The 16,561-nt window shown below is 67.1% G+C and carries 8 protein-coding genes; 2 read left to right on the top strand and 6 right to left on the bottom strand.

What is annotated here, in order from left to right; all coding sequences use genetic code 11:
- Window positions 1-58 precede the first annotated feature (58 nt).
- Together ACFWPK_RS25595 and ACFWPK_RS25590 are read right to left on the bottom strand one after the other, a co-directional pair.
- Window positions 59-634, bottom strand: a complete 576-nt coding sequence (locus ACFWPK_RS25595; protein WP_378919846.1) for a hypothetical protein — start codon at window positions 632-634, stop codon at window positions 59-61.
- Entirely contained in the window at window positions 624-12,512 is an 11,889-nt protein-coding gene (locus ACFWPK_RS25590) for a toxin glutamine deamidase domain-containing protein (RefSeq protein WP_378919844.1), read from the bottom strand. Before ACFWPK_RS25590 ends, ACFWPK_RS25595 begins: the two co-directional genes overlap by 11 nt.
- 294 nt (window positions 12,513-12,806) lie before the next feature.
- On the opposite strand from ACFWPK_RS25590, the gene ACFWPK_RS25585 reads away from it, so the two are divergent.
- Window positions 12,807-13,190, top strand: coding sequence for a hypothetical protein (locus ACFWPK_RS25585; protein WP_378919842.1), 384 nt, complete (start codon window positions 12,807-12,809; stop codon window positions 13,188-13,190).
- A 14-nt stretch (window positions 13,191-13,204) separates the two neighbouring features.
- Window positions 13,205-13,951, top strand: coding sequence for a toxin-antitoxin system YwqK family antitoxin (locus ACFWPK_RS25580; protein WP_378919840.1), 747 nt, complete (start codon window positions 13,205-13,207; stop codon window positions 13,949-13,951).
- A 1-nt stretch (window position 13,952) separates the two neighbouring features.
- On the opposite strand, the gene ACFWPK_RS25575 is transcribed toward ACFWPK_RS25580, so the two are convergent.
- Genes ACFWPK_RS25575 through ACFWPK_RS25560 form a run of 4 tightly spaced genes read right to left on the bottom strand, consistent with a single transcriptional unit; the run spans window position 13,953 to window position 16,561 of the window.
- Complete coding sequence (locus tag ACFWPK_RS25575) at window positions 13,953-14,228, bottom strand: hypothetical protein (protein WP_378919838.1); 276 nt, start codon at window positions 14,226-14,228, stop codon at window positions 13,953-13,955.
- Window positions 14,229-14,275: 47 nt separating this feature from the next.
- Window positions 14,276-14,755 carry a YbaB/EbfC family nucleoid-associated protein gene (locus ACFWPK_RS25570; protein WP_378919836.1) on the bottom strand — a complete coding sequence of 160 codons (480 nt, stop codon included), beginning with the start codon at window positions 14,753-14,755 and terminating at the stop codon, window positions 14,276-14,278.
- A complete protein-coding gene (locus ACFWPK_RS25565; protein ID WP_378919834.1) occupies window positions 14,755-15,072 on the bottom strand; it encodes a hypothetical protein in 318 nt (105 codons plus the stop codon). Before ACFWPK_RS25565 ends, ACFWPK_RS25570 begins: the two co-directional genes overlap by 1 nt.
- A 22-nt stretch (window positions 15,073-15,094) precedes the next feature.
- Window positions 15,095-16,561 (bottom strand): hypothetical protein, encoded by a 1,467-nt coding sequence (locus ACFWPK_RS25560; protein ID WP_378919832.1) that lies wholly within the window; start codon window positions 16,559-16,561, stop codon window positions 15,095-15,097.

The raw sequence follows: 16,561 nt of genomic DNA, 5'->3' as shown, positions 1-16,561 counted from the left end.
ATTCTGCCCCACCATTCGAAGCCGCGCAGTATGCGTTTCCAGGCGGTCTATCATCGCATTATTGTTCGGTGATGACCTCGAGCGCGCGTTGTTTGGTCTCTTCGTCCACCTCTTCGAGTTGGAATTCGTTGTCGAGGATGTGCTGGGTCAAGTTGGGCTCGGGTGAGAGGCCATGCTTACGGAGGTAATGGGGGACAGCTCCGGCCCAGATCCAGGTGCCATCGGTGCGGAAGTTCAGTGGCACATCGTGATCACCGGGCGCGAATTCGTCTTCGCCGAAGCCGCGTGCGGAGAGGATGATCGGGGCTGATTCGAGGTAGGTCAACAACAGTGGGTGGATTTTTCGCATCACGGTGGGTCGGTCGATGATGGGGTGGCCGGATGCGTCCCGGCCGTCGTAGACACTGACCAATCGTGGCACGCCGCGCAGCGGTTTCAATCGCTGCGCGAGCTCTTCGCCCTTGCGTCGCCACTCTGCTGACAGTTCCCGGCTTTCAGTATCGAATACTTGTTGAACATCTTCTGGCCAGAGTCGCATGTCGAAATCTAGATCTCGTGCCTTGACGAAGTTCCAGAAGTGGTGCACCGAGGCCCGGCCTCGCTCATTAAGAAAATCTCGTTCCTCAGGAAGCATTTCCGATATCCAATCTCGCCCACCATTCGGAGCCACGCATCAGTCTTTTGCCGAGTTTACCATCGTCCCCGGCCAGGTTTGCCAGTTCTATCGGCCGAGGATACTCGGAGATATCTCCGCTGAATCTCTCCAATATTTCGTCCAATTGTGAACGCTCCGCTTGTGAGCACTCATCATATATCGCGCCAATCCTTGATTTTATGTTGGACACGGAGAGTTTCAACTTCTTTGGGTCCGGATCGAAATCAAAACCCCTCCGCGCCCAGGCATATCCACCCCCGTCGAGTGCTGCTTGAATCTCGACCCGGTGTATGTGAGATCGAAGATAGTACTCATTCATTGCATTCGTGTAATGCTCGGAAAATCTGCGCCCTTGCGCTATGGGGTCCAACTTGATGAGTTGATGAAAGAGGGCCAGTTTGCCGTTGTGGTCTGCATAGATGAAATACTTGATGATGCCGACTTTGCCGAGTTCCGTATCGTGAACTGACGCGATGACCTTGAATTGTGCCTGCATGTCGTACCTGTTGTCGACATCCTGGTATTCGGCCTCGTCGATTCTCACATCGAACGGTCCATATCTGCCGTTCATTGCGGAGAGAGTGTGGAGTAGCTCACTGTCGCTGGATCCGTAGATGAAATCGCCGAGCGGAGGTATTGCCGAGAGATCGGGCGCGATTATCGACGATTCTCGAACGGTGGTGTTGTTGTCGACGACGTCATCGACACTCTGCTCGGTCGACTCGGCAGGAAGCACAGTCTGACTCGGTTGCGGATTCGCGGGAGTCGCGGGTACGAACTCGGTGCTTGTGGGTGTTGCCCTGGTCTCCGCCCGGTGCGGTGGACTCTCGTGCGCGAGTTCTTCGACGCGTGTCGATGACGTCTCGATCTGATCGGCATGTTCGACCGAATCGGCTGGTTCAGTGGCGTTGCGGTTCTTCTTTCCTCGATCGCGGGCGCTGCTGGGATCCGGGGATCGTCGATCAGCGTCCGGGGTGCCGGGGACGAAGCCGTCGAGCCCGGTTCGGGTAACAGTGCCGTCCGGGTGGCAGGTCATCCAGTGGCCGTCGGGTGGGATGCGCGGCCGTGGGTTGCCATCGGGGCCGATCTCGACACTGCTGGTGTAGACGCGACCGTGACCGTCGGTCCACGCGTGTTCGGTGGGCGCGAGGACATCGGTGCCGAGATGGGTTGCCAGTCGAGCGGCGAAGTCGTTGACGGCGCCGTCGCAGCCGACGAGGCGAACGGGCGTCGTACCGTCCCAGCTCGTGTGCTGACGGAGCAGATCGCCGTATTCCTCAGCGGTGTAACGATGCCCGCCGATTATCGCTTCGCCGTCGTCGCTCAGATGGACGTCGGCGGTGAAGTAGTTGTCGTCGCGGCGAACTCGCTGGGCGAGATCGTTCAGGTCCGAGTCGTCCGCGTGATGGGCGACGCCGGCGACGGTTTCGGTGCCGTACCGGGCGTGGGCCTCGGCGATACCCGGGCGGTCCGGCGCGAGGTTCAGCGTGAACGGTTTGTCGGGAGATGCGGTGTCGTTGTCGGTCAGTAGTCGAGAGTCAGGTGCTGTGGCCAGCTCCCCTCGGTCTCGAACAGGTACCGGATCTTGGCTGCCGCCCGCGCGTCGGGGAAGGTCGTCGGGTGATACCGATGGTTGTTCTTGAACACGGTCAGCCGGTACTCGGGCTCGGTCTGTCCCGGTTCGGTCAGCGATTCCTGGTGCATCCGGTACCACACCCGGTCCGGTTTGTCCTCGTTCAGGTGCAGGTGTATTCGGGTGCGGAAGGGAAAGATCTGGCTGCCCAGCGGTTGCGCGCCCTCCCGTAGTGTTTGCTGATAGCTCGCGATCACGAGATCCGTTGCCCAGCTCGGGTATTTGAAGATGAAGCCGGTCTCGGAATTCAGAACGAATACCGGGAGTCCCAGTCGCCGGGTGGGGTCCGGTTCGATCAGGGTTGCTACCCAGCCCTGTTGGAATGCTCGCATCGCGAGGGCTTGGCCCAGTGGGAGGCTCCGGGTGATGTATTCCCTGGCTTGGGCTTCGGTGCGTATCGGTAGCGACACGGTAAGGGCTCCCGTCTGGCAGTAGCGGAATCGCGGTGAGAACAGCTGTCTTTCGCACCACCTGGGCGGGTGCGCGATCCCAGGTCTTACGTGATTGTGGGTCCCACCATATGGGGCCGGATCCGTCGGTGGGGTGGACGATGACCATCATGTGGCGTCCGCCGGGTTCCTGGCCGTCGCCTTGCCAGGTGATTCCGACGAAGGCCGCTGATCCGGGCCCGATTTCGGCGATGAGGTCATGTAGTCGGTCGAAGTGTTCGGTGATGTCGGATCCGGTGTGGGAGAAGTCGATCGAGTCGGCACCGAGCCACTGCCGGATAGCGGAGTCGTCACCGATAGCTCGGTATTCCGGTACACCGTTCCTGCCGGGGACTGCCAGCGCGGCGCGAGCGACATGGGGGTCGCCGAAGAAGGTCGTGATCGCCGCGACCGAGGTTTCCCAGCAATTCGATTCGCGGCCGCCGCGTGTCGTTCCACCGTCGTTGACGAGATCGGCGACGGGGTGTCTGCGGGGGTCGAAGCCCGAGACGTAGTGGTCGCCCTCCAGGGCCGCTGCCCGCAGGTCTTCCTGATAGTGCTGTTGTTCGAGCGCGACGGGTGGGTGGAATCCGAGGACGCGGGCGTCGGCGATGGCGGGGAGCGGACAACGGGTGTTCGCGGCGGTGATGCGGTGGCTGATCTCGTCGCGTAGCTCGTACAGCTCCATGCCGTCGAGCGACAGGCCCTGGTCGTGGGTGTTGTTGTGGGGCTGGAGTCCGAAGTGGTCGCGGATCTGTTCGGCCAGCTCGGTGGGTGTGGCGTCCGGTGCCCAGCCATGCGGGATGAGGCCCGCGATCCGCGAGACCGGGGTGCGCAGGTGCGCGGCACCGGGTTGGTCGACGAACTCGACCCGTACCTGCAGGCGAGCACCGGTCGGGAGCTGGAGTGGAGTGTGCGGAGCCGCAGGTTCGAGCGCATGGGAAGGCTCGGTGATCGCCGATGCGCCGAAGATCTCGGTCAGTGCGAGTTGGGTCGAGGCGCGGACCCGGCCCATTTCACCGGGGGTGATGTCGCCGGTCTGCTGCAGGTGGATGCGCAGGGTGAGGCTGGTGACCGGGTTGCCGTCAGTATCGACGGTGTTGGTGATGTCGAAGCCGGGAGTGGCGATCGCGGGTGACTCGGTGCCGAGATCTGGTGCGGTGGTGAGATCTGGTGGTTGTTCCGATGGGGTCGGCGACGCACCCCGGAGTTGCTCGTCCGAGAGCGTGGCGTGCATCGTTCGCAGAACCGGGTCGGTCGACGGCAGCGCGGTCCACGACTGTGTCGCGGCGATGCGGTGGTCGGCGGCATCCGTGGGATCGAAGATCGACCCGTCCGCACGGACGATGCCGACCTGCAGCGTGCCGGCTTCGCGCAGCATCTTCGCCGGTGGACGGTCGGTCGCCGTCAGTTCCTGCGTGTCCCACCACACGGGAGTGTCGGCGTCTCGCGGATACACGACGAGTGTGGCGTGACCGCCGGTCAGGCGGGCCGAACCGTCGGGCCGGAAGACGCGGTTGCCGTCCTGATCGAGTCGTTGCCAGCGAGTGGCGACGTAGACGGCGGTACCGGGCCCGAGCTCGGCGACCAGATCGTGCAGTGCGCGGTACTGGTCCTCGATACTCATCGCCGGGTCGAACTGCAGCCAGCCGGTACCGAGCCAGCGGCTGATGTATTCGCGATCGAGGCCGCCTTGATACACCGCTGTCCCGTTGGGGCCCAGGACCGGCAGCATCCTCGGTGCCACCCTCGGATCACCGAAGAACGTGGACATCCCCGCCATGGCCGCCCAGCCGCAGTTGTTGAGCCGTCCCGGACCGTCGGGTCCTTCGCCGTTGACGTGCCGCGCGGCCGGGTGGGTGCGCGGATCGAAGTGTGTCTCGAAGCCTCCACTCGGTGTGGTCAGCAGCGCTTCCATCTGCTGCAGTAGTTCCGGATCCTCGTGCGCCTGAACGGGATTCACCGAGAACTCGTAGTCGACCCGGTTGAAGTCGGGGAGCAGTCCCCGCGTGATGTTCTCGGGTGTCGACGGATTCGCCTGGCGTTCGGTCGAATCCGGCCGGGTTGTCGGATCCGGGTGCCCCTGCTCCGTCGCAGGCCCGGCCAGGTTGACCGGGCCCGGCGGCGGCACGCGGGGATCCCCGATCGGACCGGCGGTCGGATCGTTGCCGCCACGGAGCCGCAGCTCTACGACATGGACCTCGCCGCGTTCACCGACCAGCACGCGCTGGAAGGTCACCGCGACATTCGCCGCGAGCAGGCGGCGATGGTCGTTCGCCGACAACGTGCGGCGGTGTGGATCCGAATCGCCGGTTACCGCCAGCACCTGCGCGGTGGGGGCCGGTACCGTACCGACGCCCGCGTGGTGATCGAGCGCGCCCGCCGCCTCGAGTACATCCGCGGCGGCGCGGGCCAACAGTTGGGTGCGAAGGTCCTCGACGTGATCCCGGGCCCGCAGGTAGTCGAACATGAGCTGGTCGGCGGCTTGTTGGTGGCGCTGTGCCGCATCGATCACGGCGCGCGCGTCCAGATGCTCGCTGACCGTGCCCGCTCCTCGGTCGAGAACCTGTCGGGCGGCGGCGCGTCGGGGACCGAGGTGGTCGGTGATCGCCTGCCATGCTTGCCGGGGCCCACGGATATCGGGATCGAGGCCGAGGTCTCGCGCTCGCGCCCGGAGCGCGTCGGCCGCGGAATCACGCTGTGTCGCAGCGTGTTCGACCCGGTTCGCGAGGTCGGCGAGGTCCGCCGCCACCTCGGGAGTGGTCGCGACGTGGCTGCGTGCCGGGCCCGTCGATTCCCAGGCGGCATCGTTGGACAGTGTCGTCTCGGCCTGTGCGTCGAGGGTGTGGGCGAGCTGTTCGAAATGCTCGACGATCGTCGTGGCGGTCGCGCTGAACCGGTCGACGAGCCGGCGGGCGGTCTCGGCCAGCGGGTGCCCGGTGGGCGCGGCGTTGGGACCGACGGCCGGGTCGGCGCGGTGCGGGGACGGACCGGCGCGGGTCGTCAGGTCCGCGAGCGCTTCGATCTCGGCGGCGCGCCGGACGATCTCCGCGCGAATCTCCTGGTGGGTCCGGGTGATTCGGTCGGCATCCGGCTTGCTCGTCGTCGCGCGGAGGGTGTCGAGCCAGTCGTGTCGGCGTGCGATCTCGGCTCGCAGTCGATCGGCCGTTCGCGCGGAGTCCGGCGTCGTGGCACCGGTCTCCAGCTGCGCCAGCCGATCGGTCAGGACGGCGATATCGGCTTGCACGACAGCAGCGACGACATCGACCTCGTGTGATTTCAGGTCGGTGTCGTAGACGAGGGCGAATCGCAGCCAGTCCGCGTTCGGATCGATCGTGGTCCGCGCGGAGTTCAGGGCGGTCGCGATATCGTGGCCGCCTGCGATGGCGCGCAGGAACGCGTCGGAGTCGATCCGATTCGGGACCGGGAAGAGCCGCCCCGGCTCGACGACCGGCATCGGCTGGTTGTGCTCGGATTCGGACTTGTTCGCCGCGACCGCCGCCGCCCACGCCACCTGGTGATGGGCCAGCGCGGCCAAGGCCTCGACGCGTCCGGCTCGAATGATGTTGTCGCGACGCAGTGCTTCGAGCGTCTCTCGAATTCGGGCGGGGTCGAGGGCGGCGCGATCGATGCCCAATCGCCCCGCCAGCTCGACCACGGCGAGGTCGATATCGTTCGGCAGTGCCAGCTCGGCCGGGTCGAGGCGCGCGGGCGGATCGATGGGCGCCACGGGCGCGCGATCGACGTCGGTCAGGGCATCCAGCCTGGCTTGGACGCGCAGATACTGTTCGGATCGCCGGACGAAATCGGCAGACTGCCGGATGTCGGCGGCGAGCCGGTCACGCAGAACCTGCTCCTGGGTCCGGACGTCATCCAGGGCGGCGACATCGTCGACGTCGAGGTAGGCCGCCCACGCCGCGGCCTCGTTGCGCAGCGACGTGCGTCTGGCCGCTTCCGCCTGCCAGACGGCTTCGTCCTGTGGGGTAGAGAACTCGGGGCCGCTGCCCATGTTGGCTGGATTGGCCACCGAACGATCGACGAAAGACGCTTGCTCACCGGCGATTTCACGGAGCAGCCGCGAACCCGAGTTGTTGCGGGTGATGTCGACGTCACGGGTGAAGGGGAGTCGCGCGTCCTCGCCGCGGAACCGTTGCCACGTGTCCACGGCCGCGTCGATGGCACCGGCGAGACGCACATTTCGCGCGTGTAGTTCGGCGGCGGCCTGCCGCAGCCCGGCCGGACCGAGGTCGGTCAGGGTGAGGTCGAGTGCCTCGGCTTGTCGTCGCAGGAGTGTCGCGTGGCGCAGCGCGTCGGCGTACGCGGCGCGCGCCTCGGGTGTGAGCTGGGTGGGATCGACCGGATTGGTCTCGGCGAACAGGGCGTCGGTGGCGGGTGCGGCGGCGCGCTGTAGGCGGCGAGCCAACTCGGGGTTCTGCTCGACGGCCACCTGATCGAGTTCGGCCCGGGAATCGGGATCGGTCCCGGCCGGTCGGGTGACCTGCCGCCAGATGGCCGCCGTCCGTTCGGCTTCGAGTCGCACGAACTCCTGGTCATCGGCATTCTCGACGGCACCCTCGTTCCAGTACCGATACGGAGTACCGTCCGAACGGCGCGTGGGCGGCGTGTCCGAGCTGGCCTCCGTCCACCCGACATAGTTGCGCCAGAGCAGCTCTCGGTTCTTGTACAGGACCGCTGCCTCGTGCAGAATTCGTGCGATATTGGGGGCCTGAACGTCGGCGAACGCCTCCTTCTCGCCGGGGTTGCGGTGCTCGGTCTGGGCGCTGACGCGAAACGGCGTATGGAAGAGCTCGTTCTGGCCCTTGCCGTCCAGGCCCGAACCAGAGGGATGTTTGGCGGTGGCGACCGCCTGGTTCCACTCCGCGATCCGTTCTCGAACCCCGGTCACGATCCGGCGTAGTCGTGCGCGCGTCCCGGTTCGCGCGGCGGGCACCGGGGCCTGACTTGGGGCGGGATCGGGCGCGGGTGTGGAGGTGGGTTCGCCGAGCCGTCCGAGCGCCTCTCGCGTGGCTGTGTCCAGCTCGGTCGCCATGGCCTGATGGGTCTGCCGGAGCCGCTCGAGCGCTTCCGCCCTGGCCTGGTCGATCCGCTGTGACACCGCTGGGTCGCGGCGGAGCGGCGACTCGGGTCGGGTCTCGCCGACGACTCGTCGGTAGGCATCCTCGAGTTGCTCGACCGCCCGCTGCCGCGCCGTCTCGAGCGCGCGATCACCGGCCCGATAGTGGTCGCCGAGTGTGGTCTCGGGTCCGGGGATTCGCGGTGGCGTGGTGTGGTTCTGCGAGCTGCCGAGGTCGAATACGTGCACGTTGCCCGCGTCGTCGATGACCACCCGGTGGTACTCGACACCGATCCCGGCGTCCTGGAGTTCGCGCCGACGGCTGTCGTCCAGCAGCGAGTGCGGGTCGGTGGTCGACACGGCGAGGGCGTGCGGCGGCCGTCCGGGAACGACACCGACCCCCTCGGATCGGACGTCCGCTCCCGCCGCGGTGAGAATATCGGCGACCGCGCGCCGTCCTGCCTCGGCGCGTAGCTCGCTCTCGGTCGTGCGCGCCTGGAGGTACCGGTCCAGCTGTCGCTCCGCCCGGTTGTTCAGCGCTGCCAGTGCGTCGATCGTGCGCTCGGCCGCGTGACGCCGGTAGATATGGCGGACCATGTCGTCCGGAGTGCTCGGTCGCTGCTCGTAAACCTGTGCGGCGGTATCAATTCGGGCCTGCGATGCGGACCGGATCTCGTCGGCCAGTGTTCGCGGGCCGCTCCTGCCCGGATCGATGCCGAGCTCTTGCGCGAGCGTCGAGAGTTGCCGTCGGGCCGAATGCTGCTCCGTCGCGGCGGCGGTGATCTGCCTGCTCAACGTTCGAAGCCGTTCGCGCACCACCGAATTCGTCGGCACGTGCGGTGTCGCGTGATCAGGGGTGGACGGGCCGGTCAGATCCCCACTGTCGTCCGGCGGTTGCCGATCCGGTTGCGCGCTGTCGTCGGACATCCAGTCGGTGTCGTCATCAGCGGTGCGATGCGAATGCCCTTCGGGGTACACGGTGGAGACCAGACGCGGGCTGCGCGGCCGCCCGTCCTCGGAGTCGCGGGCCAGGTCGGCGTGGTGGACCGGGTCGACCCTGGGCGCGCCCTCGTCGATGATGTGGCCCGCGGTGCTCTCGGTCCCGATCAGAACGCGGGTGCAGTTCGCGCAGCACGGCGCCTCCTCGGCGATTCTCGGCACGAACGGGGAGTTGAGGATCGACGCGAGGCCGTCGTGGTCGGTGGGGTATCGCCCGGCGTGCTCGGGTGTGCTGTTGAGGAGTTCGCGGTCGTGCACGGCGGCGTTGGTGGTACGGATCTCGGCATGGCCGAGGGGGTGATCGGCGTGGGGGAACGCGGTGTGGTCGGGGTTGGTATGGACCTCGCCGGGGTCTTGGCGCAGCGCGACATTGTCGTAGAGGGCGCGATGCAACATGTCGGGGTGGATCGTGTAGGTCGATGGACCGTTGGCGGCCTCGTAGACTCGCCCGGTGAGGCGGTCGATGGTGATCGCGGTGACATTTCCGCGTCTCGCGGCAGGCAGCGTCGCTTTCTTGGCCTGCTCGTATTCGGTCTTGGCCGTGGCCGATTGATCGGTCGACTCGAACGCGTGGAGTGCTTGTTTGGCCTGTTTGGCGGACTCGATCGCCGAACGCATCGACGATTGCGCCGCGCGTACGTTCTCCTCGGCTGCTGGACGCTGCTGCTCCGTCGCGTCGCGCAAGGTGGTCTCGGCCGCTCTGAGTGCGTCTTTCGCGGTGCGAACTCCGACACCCGCGGCAGCCTGCTCGGCGGCCAGCCGAGCAGCGGTGGCCTTGGCCGCCTCGTACGCCGCGGTGACGGCGGGATCGACCTCGGCGGCGCGCACGTAAGCCGCACCGCGCTCGGCACTGAGTCGGCGGGAGAAGTCGTCGACATGTTCACCGTCGATATGGGTGATCGCGGGCGGGTCGCCGTCGTCGGTGGTGACGCTCGGGTCGGACAGATCAAGTGACCCCAGCAACCGGGCATCCACCCCGGGCTCGGGTAGTTCCGTCATTCCTGGTGGCGGTCGCAGCTGCGTGGCGGCTGGTGCGCGGGGTGGGCCGTCGGACATCCAGTCCGTTCGGCCTGATTCCGGTTGTGTCGTCGCAGCATCGGCGTGATCGCGAGTCGGCTGTTGTGTGAATTCCTCACTGTTCGAAGGTGTTTCGTCGGCACGCTGGGGACGGAAGGTGCGCCATCGACCGCCGTTGTCGATCACCGGGGCGGAGTTGGGCTCGCGCGGGACACCGACCCGGTCGGTGGGTGCGGTGACGACCACGCCGAGCTGATCGGCGACGTACTGTGCCCAACCATTGGCCGCGTGGCAGGACACCAGTCGCACCGGAGTGCCGGGACGGTAGTGCGGGTTGGCGCGGATCGCGTCGACGATCTCCTGCGGATGGACGGGGACTCGCTTACCCGGCATGGGCAGGCCGTCGGCTCGACCGTGCACGACCACGTCGTGGGCACCGTCGTTGCTCAGGTTCTGGGTGGCCCGATGGGTATGGGGGTCCTCGCCGACGGCGGTGCCGGTCGGTCGGTGGCGGACACCTTCGCCGCTGGGCAGCCTGGCGTCGTAGGTAGGGCTATCGGTGCGCGCGGTGTTCTCGGTGGTCGGACCGGCGGCGACGTCGGGGGCTTCGGTGGTGCGAGGTCTGGACGACGGTTCGTTCGCTGCGGTGGCTCGCGCGGCGGGATCGGTCCTCGCAGTGTCGGGCACGGTGTTGGTGGGGTCGGCGCCGCGCTGTTCGGTTTCCACCGGCACCCGGGTCGCGGGCGCCTCGGTCGATGCCGTTGCTCGGGCCTGGACTACCGCGGTATCGAGCCCACGGCCGCCGACCGGCTCCGGGTTGTCGATATCGGCGGCACGGTGGGTGGCCGCTTCGGAAACGTCAGTGGTTGTGTCGTTCTCGCTGACCGACGCGTGTTCGATGGCGACCGCTTCGGTGTCCGGCGTACTGGTGGCGCCGGGTTCCGGCCGTGGTGTCGTCGGTGGCCTGGTTTCGGATGCTCGGGTGGGCCCCGGAGTCGATATGGCCGCCGGGATCGCGGTCGAGAGTGGAGTGGTGGAGCTCAGATTGGTCAGTGGGCTGTTGGTGTCCGGTGCGTGCGGGGTAGCGGGCTCGGTGACCGGTGTGACCGGGGCCGGTGAGGTCGAGTCGGCGGGCTGGATATCGACCGGTGGCACTGAATCAGGCTGAGCGACAGCAGCGTCGGCCTCCACGACCGCTGGGGACACGTCGGCCGGATCGGTCGTATCCGGTACGGGGACGGTGCTCGCTGGTTCGGCGGGCTGGCTGGTTGTCGCCTCGACGTCGGCATTCGTCGCCGAGGTCGTCGCGGTGTCGATCGCCGCAGCGGTCGTCCCCGTCGAGGCGGCCGACAATGGCGTCGTATCAGGGGAATTCGTCGCCGAGGTCGCCGATTGGGCGGCGGTCGTCGTCGGTGCCGAGGTAGTCGAGTTCGTCGAGGACGATTGTGCCGCTGTGGATGTCGAGTTCGAGGTGGTGCTAGTGGTGCCGACGGTCGGTGCGCGGGTCGGTGCCGGTGCGTTGTTGTTGGTAGCCGATGGCGTGTTGGTCGTGGTGTTGGTGGTGGCCGACGATACGGCCGGGGAGTTGTTCGTGATGGTTGGACTCGGCGGGGTCGAGGTCTGGGGCGCGTCGGATTCGCGCGTGGCCGGCTCGGTCGTCGAGGCGGGTGCTGCCTTCGAGCCTCCCGGCGCGTCGCTGGTGCGGGTGTCGGGACCAGGGGCGGGGGAGGTCGTCGTCGGTGCGGGGGCTGTGCGGGAGCTGCTGCCGTCGCCCGCGTTCTGATAGCCGTTGATGGCGCCGGGGCCGGTACCCGAGATGGCACCACTGGTGATCGAGCGTGGGTCGAATTCCCAGTTGTTGGTATCCAGGCCGGTGGCGACGTAGGCAGCCGCACCGCCCGCGGTACCCGCGGTGGCACCGATCGCGGCACCCTGCCCGGCGGCCGCCCATTTTCCGACCGGTTTCGTCGCCGCGCTGTTGAGGATGCCGCCGGTGAGGCCACCCGCGGCGCCCGCGACGGCCGAGATCTTGGCGTTCTGCCACACCTTGGCGCCGTCGACCTGGTCGAGGTGTCCTTGGCTGACCTGGAACCGTTGGATGCCGTACTCCTGGGCGGTTCCTTGGAACACCTCCTCGAGTGACTCCTGCACGGTTTCGTACAGCAGCGCGCCCGCGATGATGCCCACGCGCTCGGCGGCCGCCTTGCTCAGCTGCTTACCGGCCAGCGCCGCCATCCGTTGCAGCGCGGCGCGCGCGACCCGCTGAAAGAAGGTGCGGGCCATGGCGATAACGGTGGACTGGTAGGCCAAGCCACCGGGGCCCATCAGCGCGGCGACGGCCATTTCGGCCACGAACCACATCAGTCCGGCGTGGTAGTTGAGTTTCGTGGCTTGGAGTTCGGTGCCGAACTTGTCGGCGGAGTCGGCGAGTTCCTCGTAGGACAGGGCGAGCTTTTCGAGTGAGCCGTCCTCACCCTGGAACTGTTCGAGCCAGGTCCGCATCGCGTCGCCGCCGCGTCCGGAGGGGTAGACGACCTCGGTGGCGTTACTGAGCGCGATGACGTCCTGGATGGCCTCGCGAGCCTGGGTGGCGGCGGCTTCCAGATCCTGGGCCATCGCCCACATGGCGTCTTCGTTGCCTTCGGGCCATTGCACGCCCGCGACCCAGCTCAGGGCGCCGGCAAAGGGCGGTCGCCAGATAGCCATGCGCTACCCGAATCAGGCTGTGCCGTGGTGCTCGGTGCTCATCGGGTCGCGGGTGTCGGCGAACCCGACGAGATCGCCGTCGCGACCGACCGACCCGGCGCTGAACACCGGGCCCCCACATCGGAGTTCCGCATGACTTCCTCCCCAAAGATCCTGATATATATAACATCTCGGCTCTAGAGTCGCACTGCGAGCGAGTCGACGCGGTGGGGTCCGGTTGACGCCGTCGAGGTTAGCCCGAAGGATCACGGACGGGGGCGTCCGAGGGCGGCGGCTCGGTGAGGGGAGAACGTGATGGTGTTGCGGCCGGTAGCGATGTACCGGGAGATGTATCAGGATCGGTTTCAGGATCTGCCGTCGCTGTCCACCGCCGAAACCGGTGCGGTGGAACCGGATCGAGGCCGCATTCTCGAATACATGTCCAACGTGCGGGCGATATTCGACGTGATGGAAGCGACGCTCGATCTCGTCGCGGGTGACGGCTGGATCGAGGGCGGTTCGTCGTTGTACTCCGACGGAGTCTGGATCTGGCGTGAGGATTCCCTGCGATACCTGGCCGCCAGCCCGCTCGTGCTGCCCTCGGAGTTCGTTGCCAGGGTGCGTGGGCTCGACTACACGCCGGGTACCTTCGATACTCGTGAGCCCGAGTTCAACGCGGCGTTCATGTCGTACTTCTGATTGCGGAGAGGGGCGTGGCTGTGTCGGAATTCGCCGACGATTTCATCGACCGCGACGATCCGGGTGTGGCGATCGACAGGGCAACTGGTCGGTTGTCGTATCGCGGTGTGCCGTTTTCGGGGTATGTGGAAGTCGGAGTGGACGGTGGGCCGCGTGAGTTCTGGAGTTACTCCGACGGTGATCGTGACGGGCTGTGGTCGGGGACGTATTTCGATGGCGCCAAGCGCTATGAGGGGTTGTTTCACAACAATTTGCCTCTCGGCAAGTGGGAAGAGTGGTATCGGTCCGGTCGGCTCAGACGGGTCGATGTCTATGATCGCGATGACGGGTTGGAGTCGTCGGTGGTCTATGACGAGCAGGGGCGGGTCATCGAGATCTGGGACGAGCTGACCAGGAAAGGGATCCCTCGCGACGCGATCGATAGCGGTGATCCATTGTTGTCGATCGACTGGGCGGGGGTCGCCGAATACGAGGGCGCTCCCTTGACCGGGGCGGTGATCGAGCGGATCGGGTCGACTGGTCCGGTCGTTTCTGTCGAGACCTTTGTCGGTGGGCGCCGCGACGGTCCGTCCCGCGCGTGGCATGGGGATGGTTCTGTCAGATCCATCGGCCAATTCTCGAAGGGGCGGGCAGTTGGCACCTGGTTGGCGTACGACGGAAACGGAACTCTGGTCGGTGAGACGGTCTTCTCGCCTGGCGGGGGCATCGCATCGAAGCGGGCCTGGGACGAGTCGGGTCGGTTGATCGATGGGGACCGGTGACCTAGCCTGCCCACTCGCCGCGCTCGAGCATTCCTCGGAAATCTTCCCATGACGGGAATTCGTAATCTGGTTCGCCGATCCCTACCGCTCGGGTCTCGAATTCCGCGATCAGTCTCCACCGCCGATTGATCTGGATGAACGCATCTCGTACTACCCGGTCGAAATCCGCGGCGGACGGATACTTGCGTCCGTCGATGACGAAGGCGACTATCCACTCGTCGTCACCGCGGAGCGTGGTGACGACGCAGACCTCCCGGCCCGAATCCTGAAACGGCATCGCGACTCTCCTCGTTTCGTTCGAACAGACACTACTCGGAACTCGGGTCAGGCTTTGCCGAAGATGTTGACGCCGGAGCTGGTGTTCATCGGGTGGGCGTCGGCGTCGGTGGGGTCGCGGCGTGGCGGGGTGGGGGCGGCGAACGAGGCGGGGGCGAGGTCGGGGAGGAGTTCGCTGAGTTCGGGCATGTCGGCGACGATGTCGGAGAGCTTGGGAATGGGGGCGCCGTTCGCGGTGACGGTGGCGAGCAGGCGGGCGCTTTCCCGTTGCACCTGACCGGCGGCGTCCTGGGTTGCCGCGGTGAAGGATTCGGCGAGCTCGGTGAGGCTCATGCTTGCCGCGGTCGGGGCCAGTTGGGTGCGAATGACGACGCCGTCGGCGTTGACCGTGACCGTCACCCGGTCCTGTGCGGCCGACGCGGTGGCGGTGAGCGCGGCTCGTTCGGCGGCCGCCGCGGCGATGGTCGCGGCGTGGCGGTGTAGGTCTTCCAGCATCGACTCGGCGCGGTCGGCGTACTCGTTCGACATCAGCGGAACAGATCCGTGTTGCCGTTTTCGGTGCCGTTGATCTTCGACTTCGATTGATCCTCGCCGCTGGCGAAGGTATCGAACGCCTCGCCCAGTTCGGTGGTGGTGGTGCGGAGTTGGTCGGCGCGGACGACGAAATTGGCGCCGTCGGCGCTGGTGAACCGGTTGCCGTAGCGGTCGCCGCCCCAGGCGGCGGAGCCGGGTGCGACGGCGGCGACCCCCTTGGCCGCGATGGCGGCAAGGCGGTCGCGCAGGGCGTCGGCATCGGCGGCGAGCCGTTGCAACTGCGCCGGATCTACTTCGACTTTGTCGGTCATGGGAACTCCTGGATCTGGTGGGTCAGACGGACAGGTCGTCCGGTGCCTCGTCGAAGACCTCCTCCTCGACGCCGATGACGGGCAGCGCGCCCGCGTTCAGATCGCCGACGAGTTCGTCGCCGTGCAGGCCGGTGACGAGCGGCGAGTGGTTGGGGTCCTGTGAACTGCCCTCGCCGGCCCGGCGAGCCGCCGAGGCCGCGGGGGTCGCGGCACCGGGGACGCCGGGTGCGCCCGCGCTGCCGGCGCGCGCGTTCGGGTTCGCCGAGCCGTCGACACCCGAGGTCGTCGGCAGTGCCGGGCTGCCGATAGTGCTCATTCGACCGCTGAACGGGGAGTTGGACAGCGGGCTGCCCGCAACGCCACCGATCCCGCCCACGAAGCCGCCCGATCCGCCACCCGACCCGGCCGAGGCGGGCTGCAACAGCGGGTCTTTGGGTGAGTTCTCGGTCGTCCCGGCCGTCGACAGGCTGCTGTCGGGAGTCGTCGGTGCCGACAGCGATTCCGCCGCGGACGAGGCGGCGTCGGCGAGCTTGCTCGCGGACTCGGAGGCCTGACTCGCGACATCGCTCGCGGTCGAGACACCGGACTCGACCGCGTCGGCGGCCGTGCTGCCGAGCCCGCTCAGCGCGGACATGCCGGTGGAGGCCAGGCTCATCAGCGGCGAGACCAGCCCGATCAGCTCGGTCGCCACGCTCATCGCGTCGACGCCGGTCGGTGCGTCGGTGACCTCCACCGGCTCACCCGCGGTGGTCATCTCGCCCGCTTTGGCGGTGAGGTCCGCCTGCGTCTTCGCCACCACGCCCTGGGCTTCGGCGGTGCTCTCGGTAGCGAGGCCGATCGCCCACGCCTGGCCGGGCGGCGTCCACAGGAACGGGCCCGCGGCGGTCATGGCCGAGAAGAACCGGGTGACGATGCCGCCGATCTCCGAGACCCCCTGGCCGACGGTCTGGGCGCCCTGCGCGACGAGGGTTTTGATCTTGTCGCTCTGGGCCGCCGCCTCCGTGCTGCTCTTCTGCAGATCAGTGCTCTTCAGTGCCGCGGCGACCGAGCCGATGCCCTCCCAGAGTTCGGTGGCCGCCTGCAGTGCCGACGAGGCGAGATCGCTGGTCGAGGACAGGGCGTCGGAGGTGTCGCTGAGCGAGCTCTTCGCATCGGAACCGGTACCGCTGCTGGTGTTTCCGGTGCCGAAGGCGGAGGCCATCTGCAGGACGGGCTCGATCAGGCCCGCGATGTCCAGCGGTGTCGACGTCGCGCTGCCGTCGGTCGGCCGCGCGGACAGCTGGGGGAGTTGGGGCAGGCCGAGGGAACTGAGCATGTCAGGGACCGAAAGGCCGAGCAGCGGTGCCAGCGCGTCGCTGTCGAGGAGGTCGCGGATGATGTCCTCGACCGTCTGTACCTGTTCCTCGGTCTCGTCGAGCGGTGCCTCGGCGGCCGGATCCTCCTGTACCGCAGGATCTTCGGTCTCCACAGGCGCATCGCCGTCGGCCAT

This window comes from Nocardia sp. NPDC058519 (genome assembly GCF_042719755.1).
Classification (GTDB): Bacteria; Actinomycetota; Actinomycetes; order Mycobacteriales; family Mycobacteriaceae; genus Nocardia.
Note: the sequence above shows the minus strand (reverse complement) of the source record. Positions and strands in the feature narration are given on the sequence as shown.

Excerpts from the sequence above, each read along its gene's own strand:
- ACFWPK_RS25590 (WP_378919844.1), bottom strand. The coding sequence starts at position 12,512 with ATGGCTATCTGGCGACCGCCCTTTGCCGGCGCCCTGAGCTGGGTCGCG.
- ACFWPK_RS25560 (WP_378919832.1), bottom strand. The coding sequence starts at position 16,561 with ATGGCCGACGGCGATGCGCCTGTGGAGACCGAAGATCCTGCGGTACAG.
- ACFWPK_RS25575 (WP_378919838.1), bottom strand. The coding sequence starts at position 14,228 with ATGCCGTTTCAGGATTCGGGCCGGGAGGTCTGCGTCGTCACCACGCTC.
- ACFWPK_RS25570 (WP_378919836.1), bottom strand. The coding sequence starts at position 14,755 with ATGTCGAACGAGTACGCCGACCGCGCCGAGTCGATGCTGGAAGACCTA.
- ACFWPK_RS25565 (WP_378919834.1), bottom strand. The coding sequence starts at position 15,072 with ATGACCGACAAAGTCGAAGTAGATCCGGCGCAGTTGCAACGGCTCGCC.
- ACFWPK_RS25585 (WP_378919842.1), top strand. The coding sequence starts at position 12,807 with ATGGTGTTGCGGCCGGTAGCGATGTACCGGGAGATGTATCAGGATCGG.
- ACFWPK_RS25595 (WP_378919846.1), bottom strand. The coding sequence starts at position 634 with ATGCTTCCTGAGGAACGAGATTTTCTTAATGAGCGAGGCCGGGCCTCG.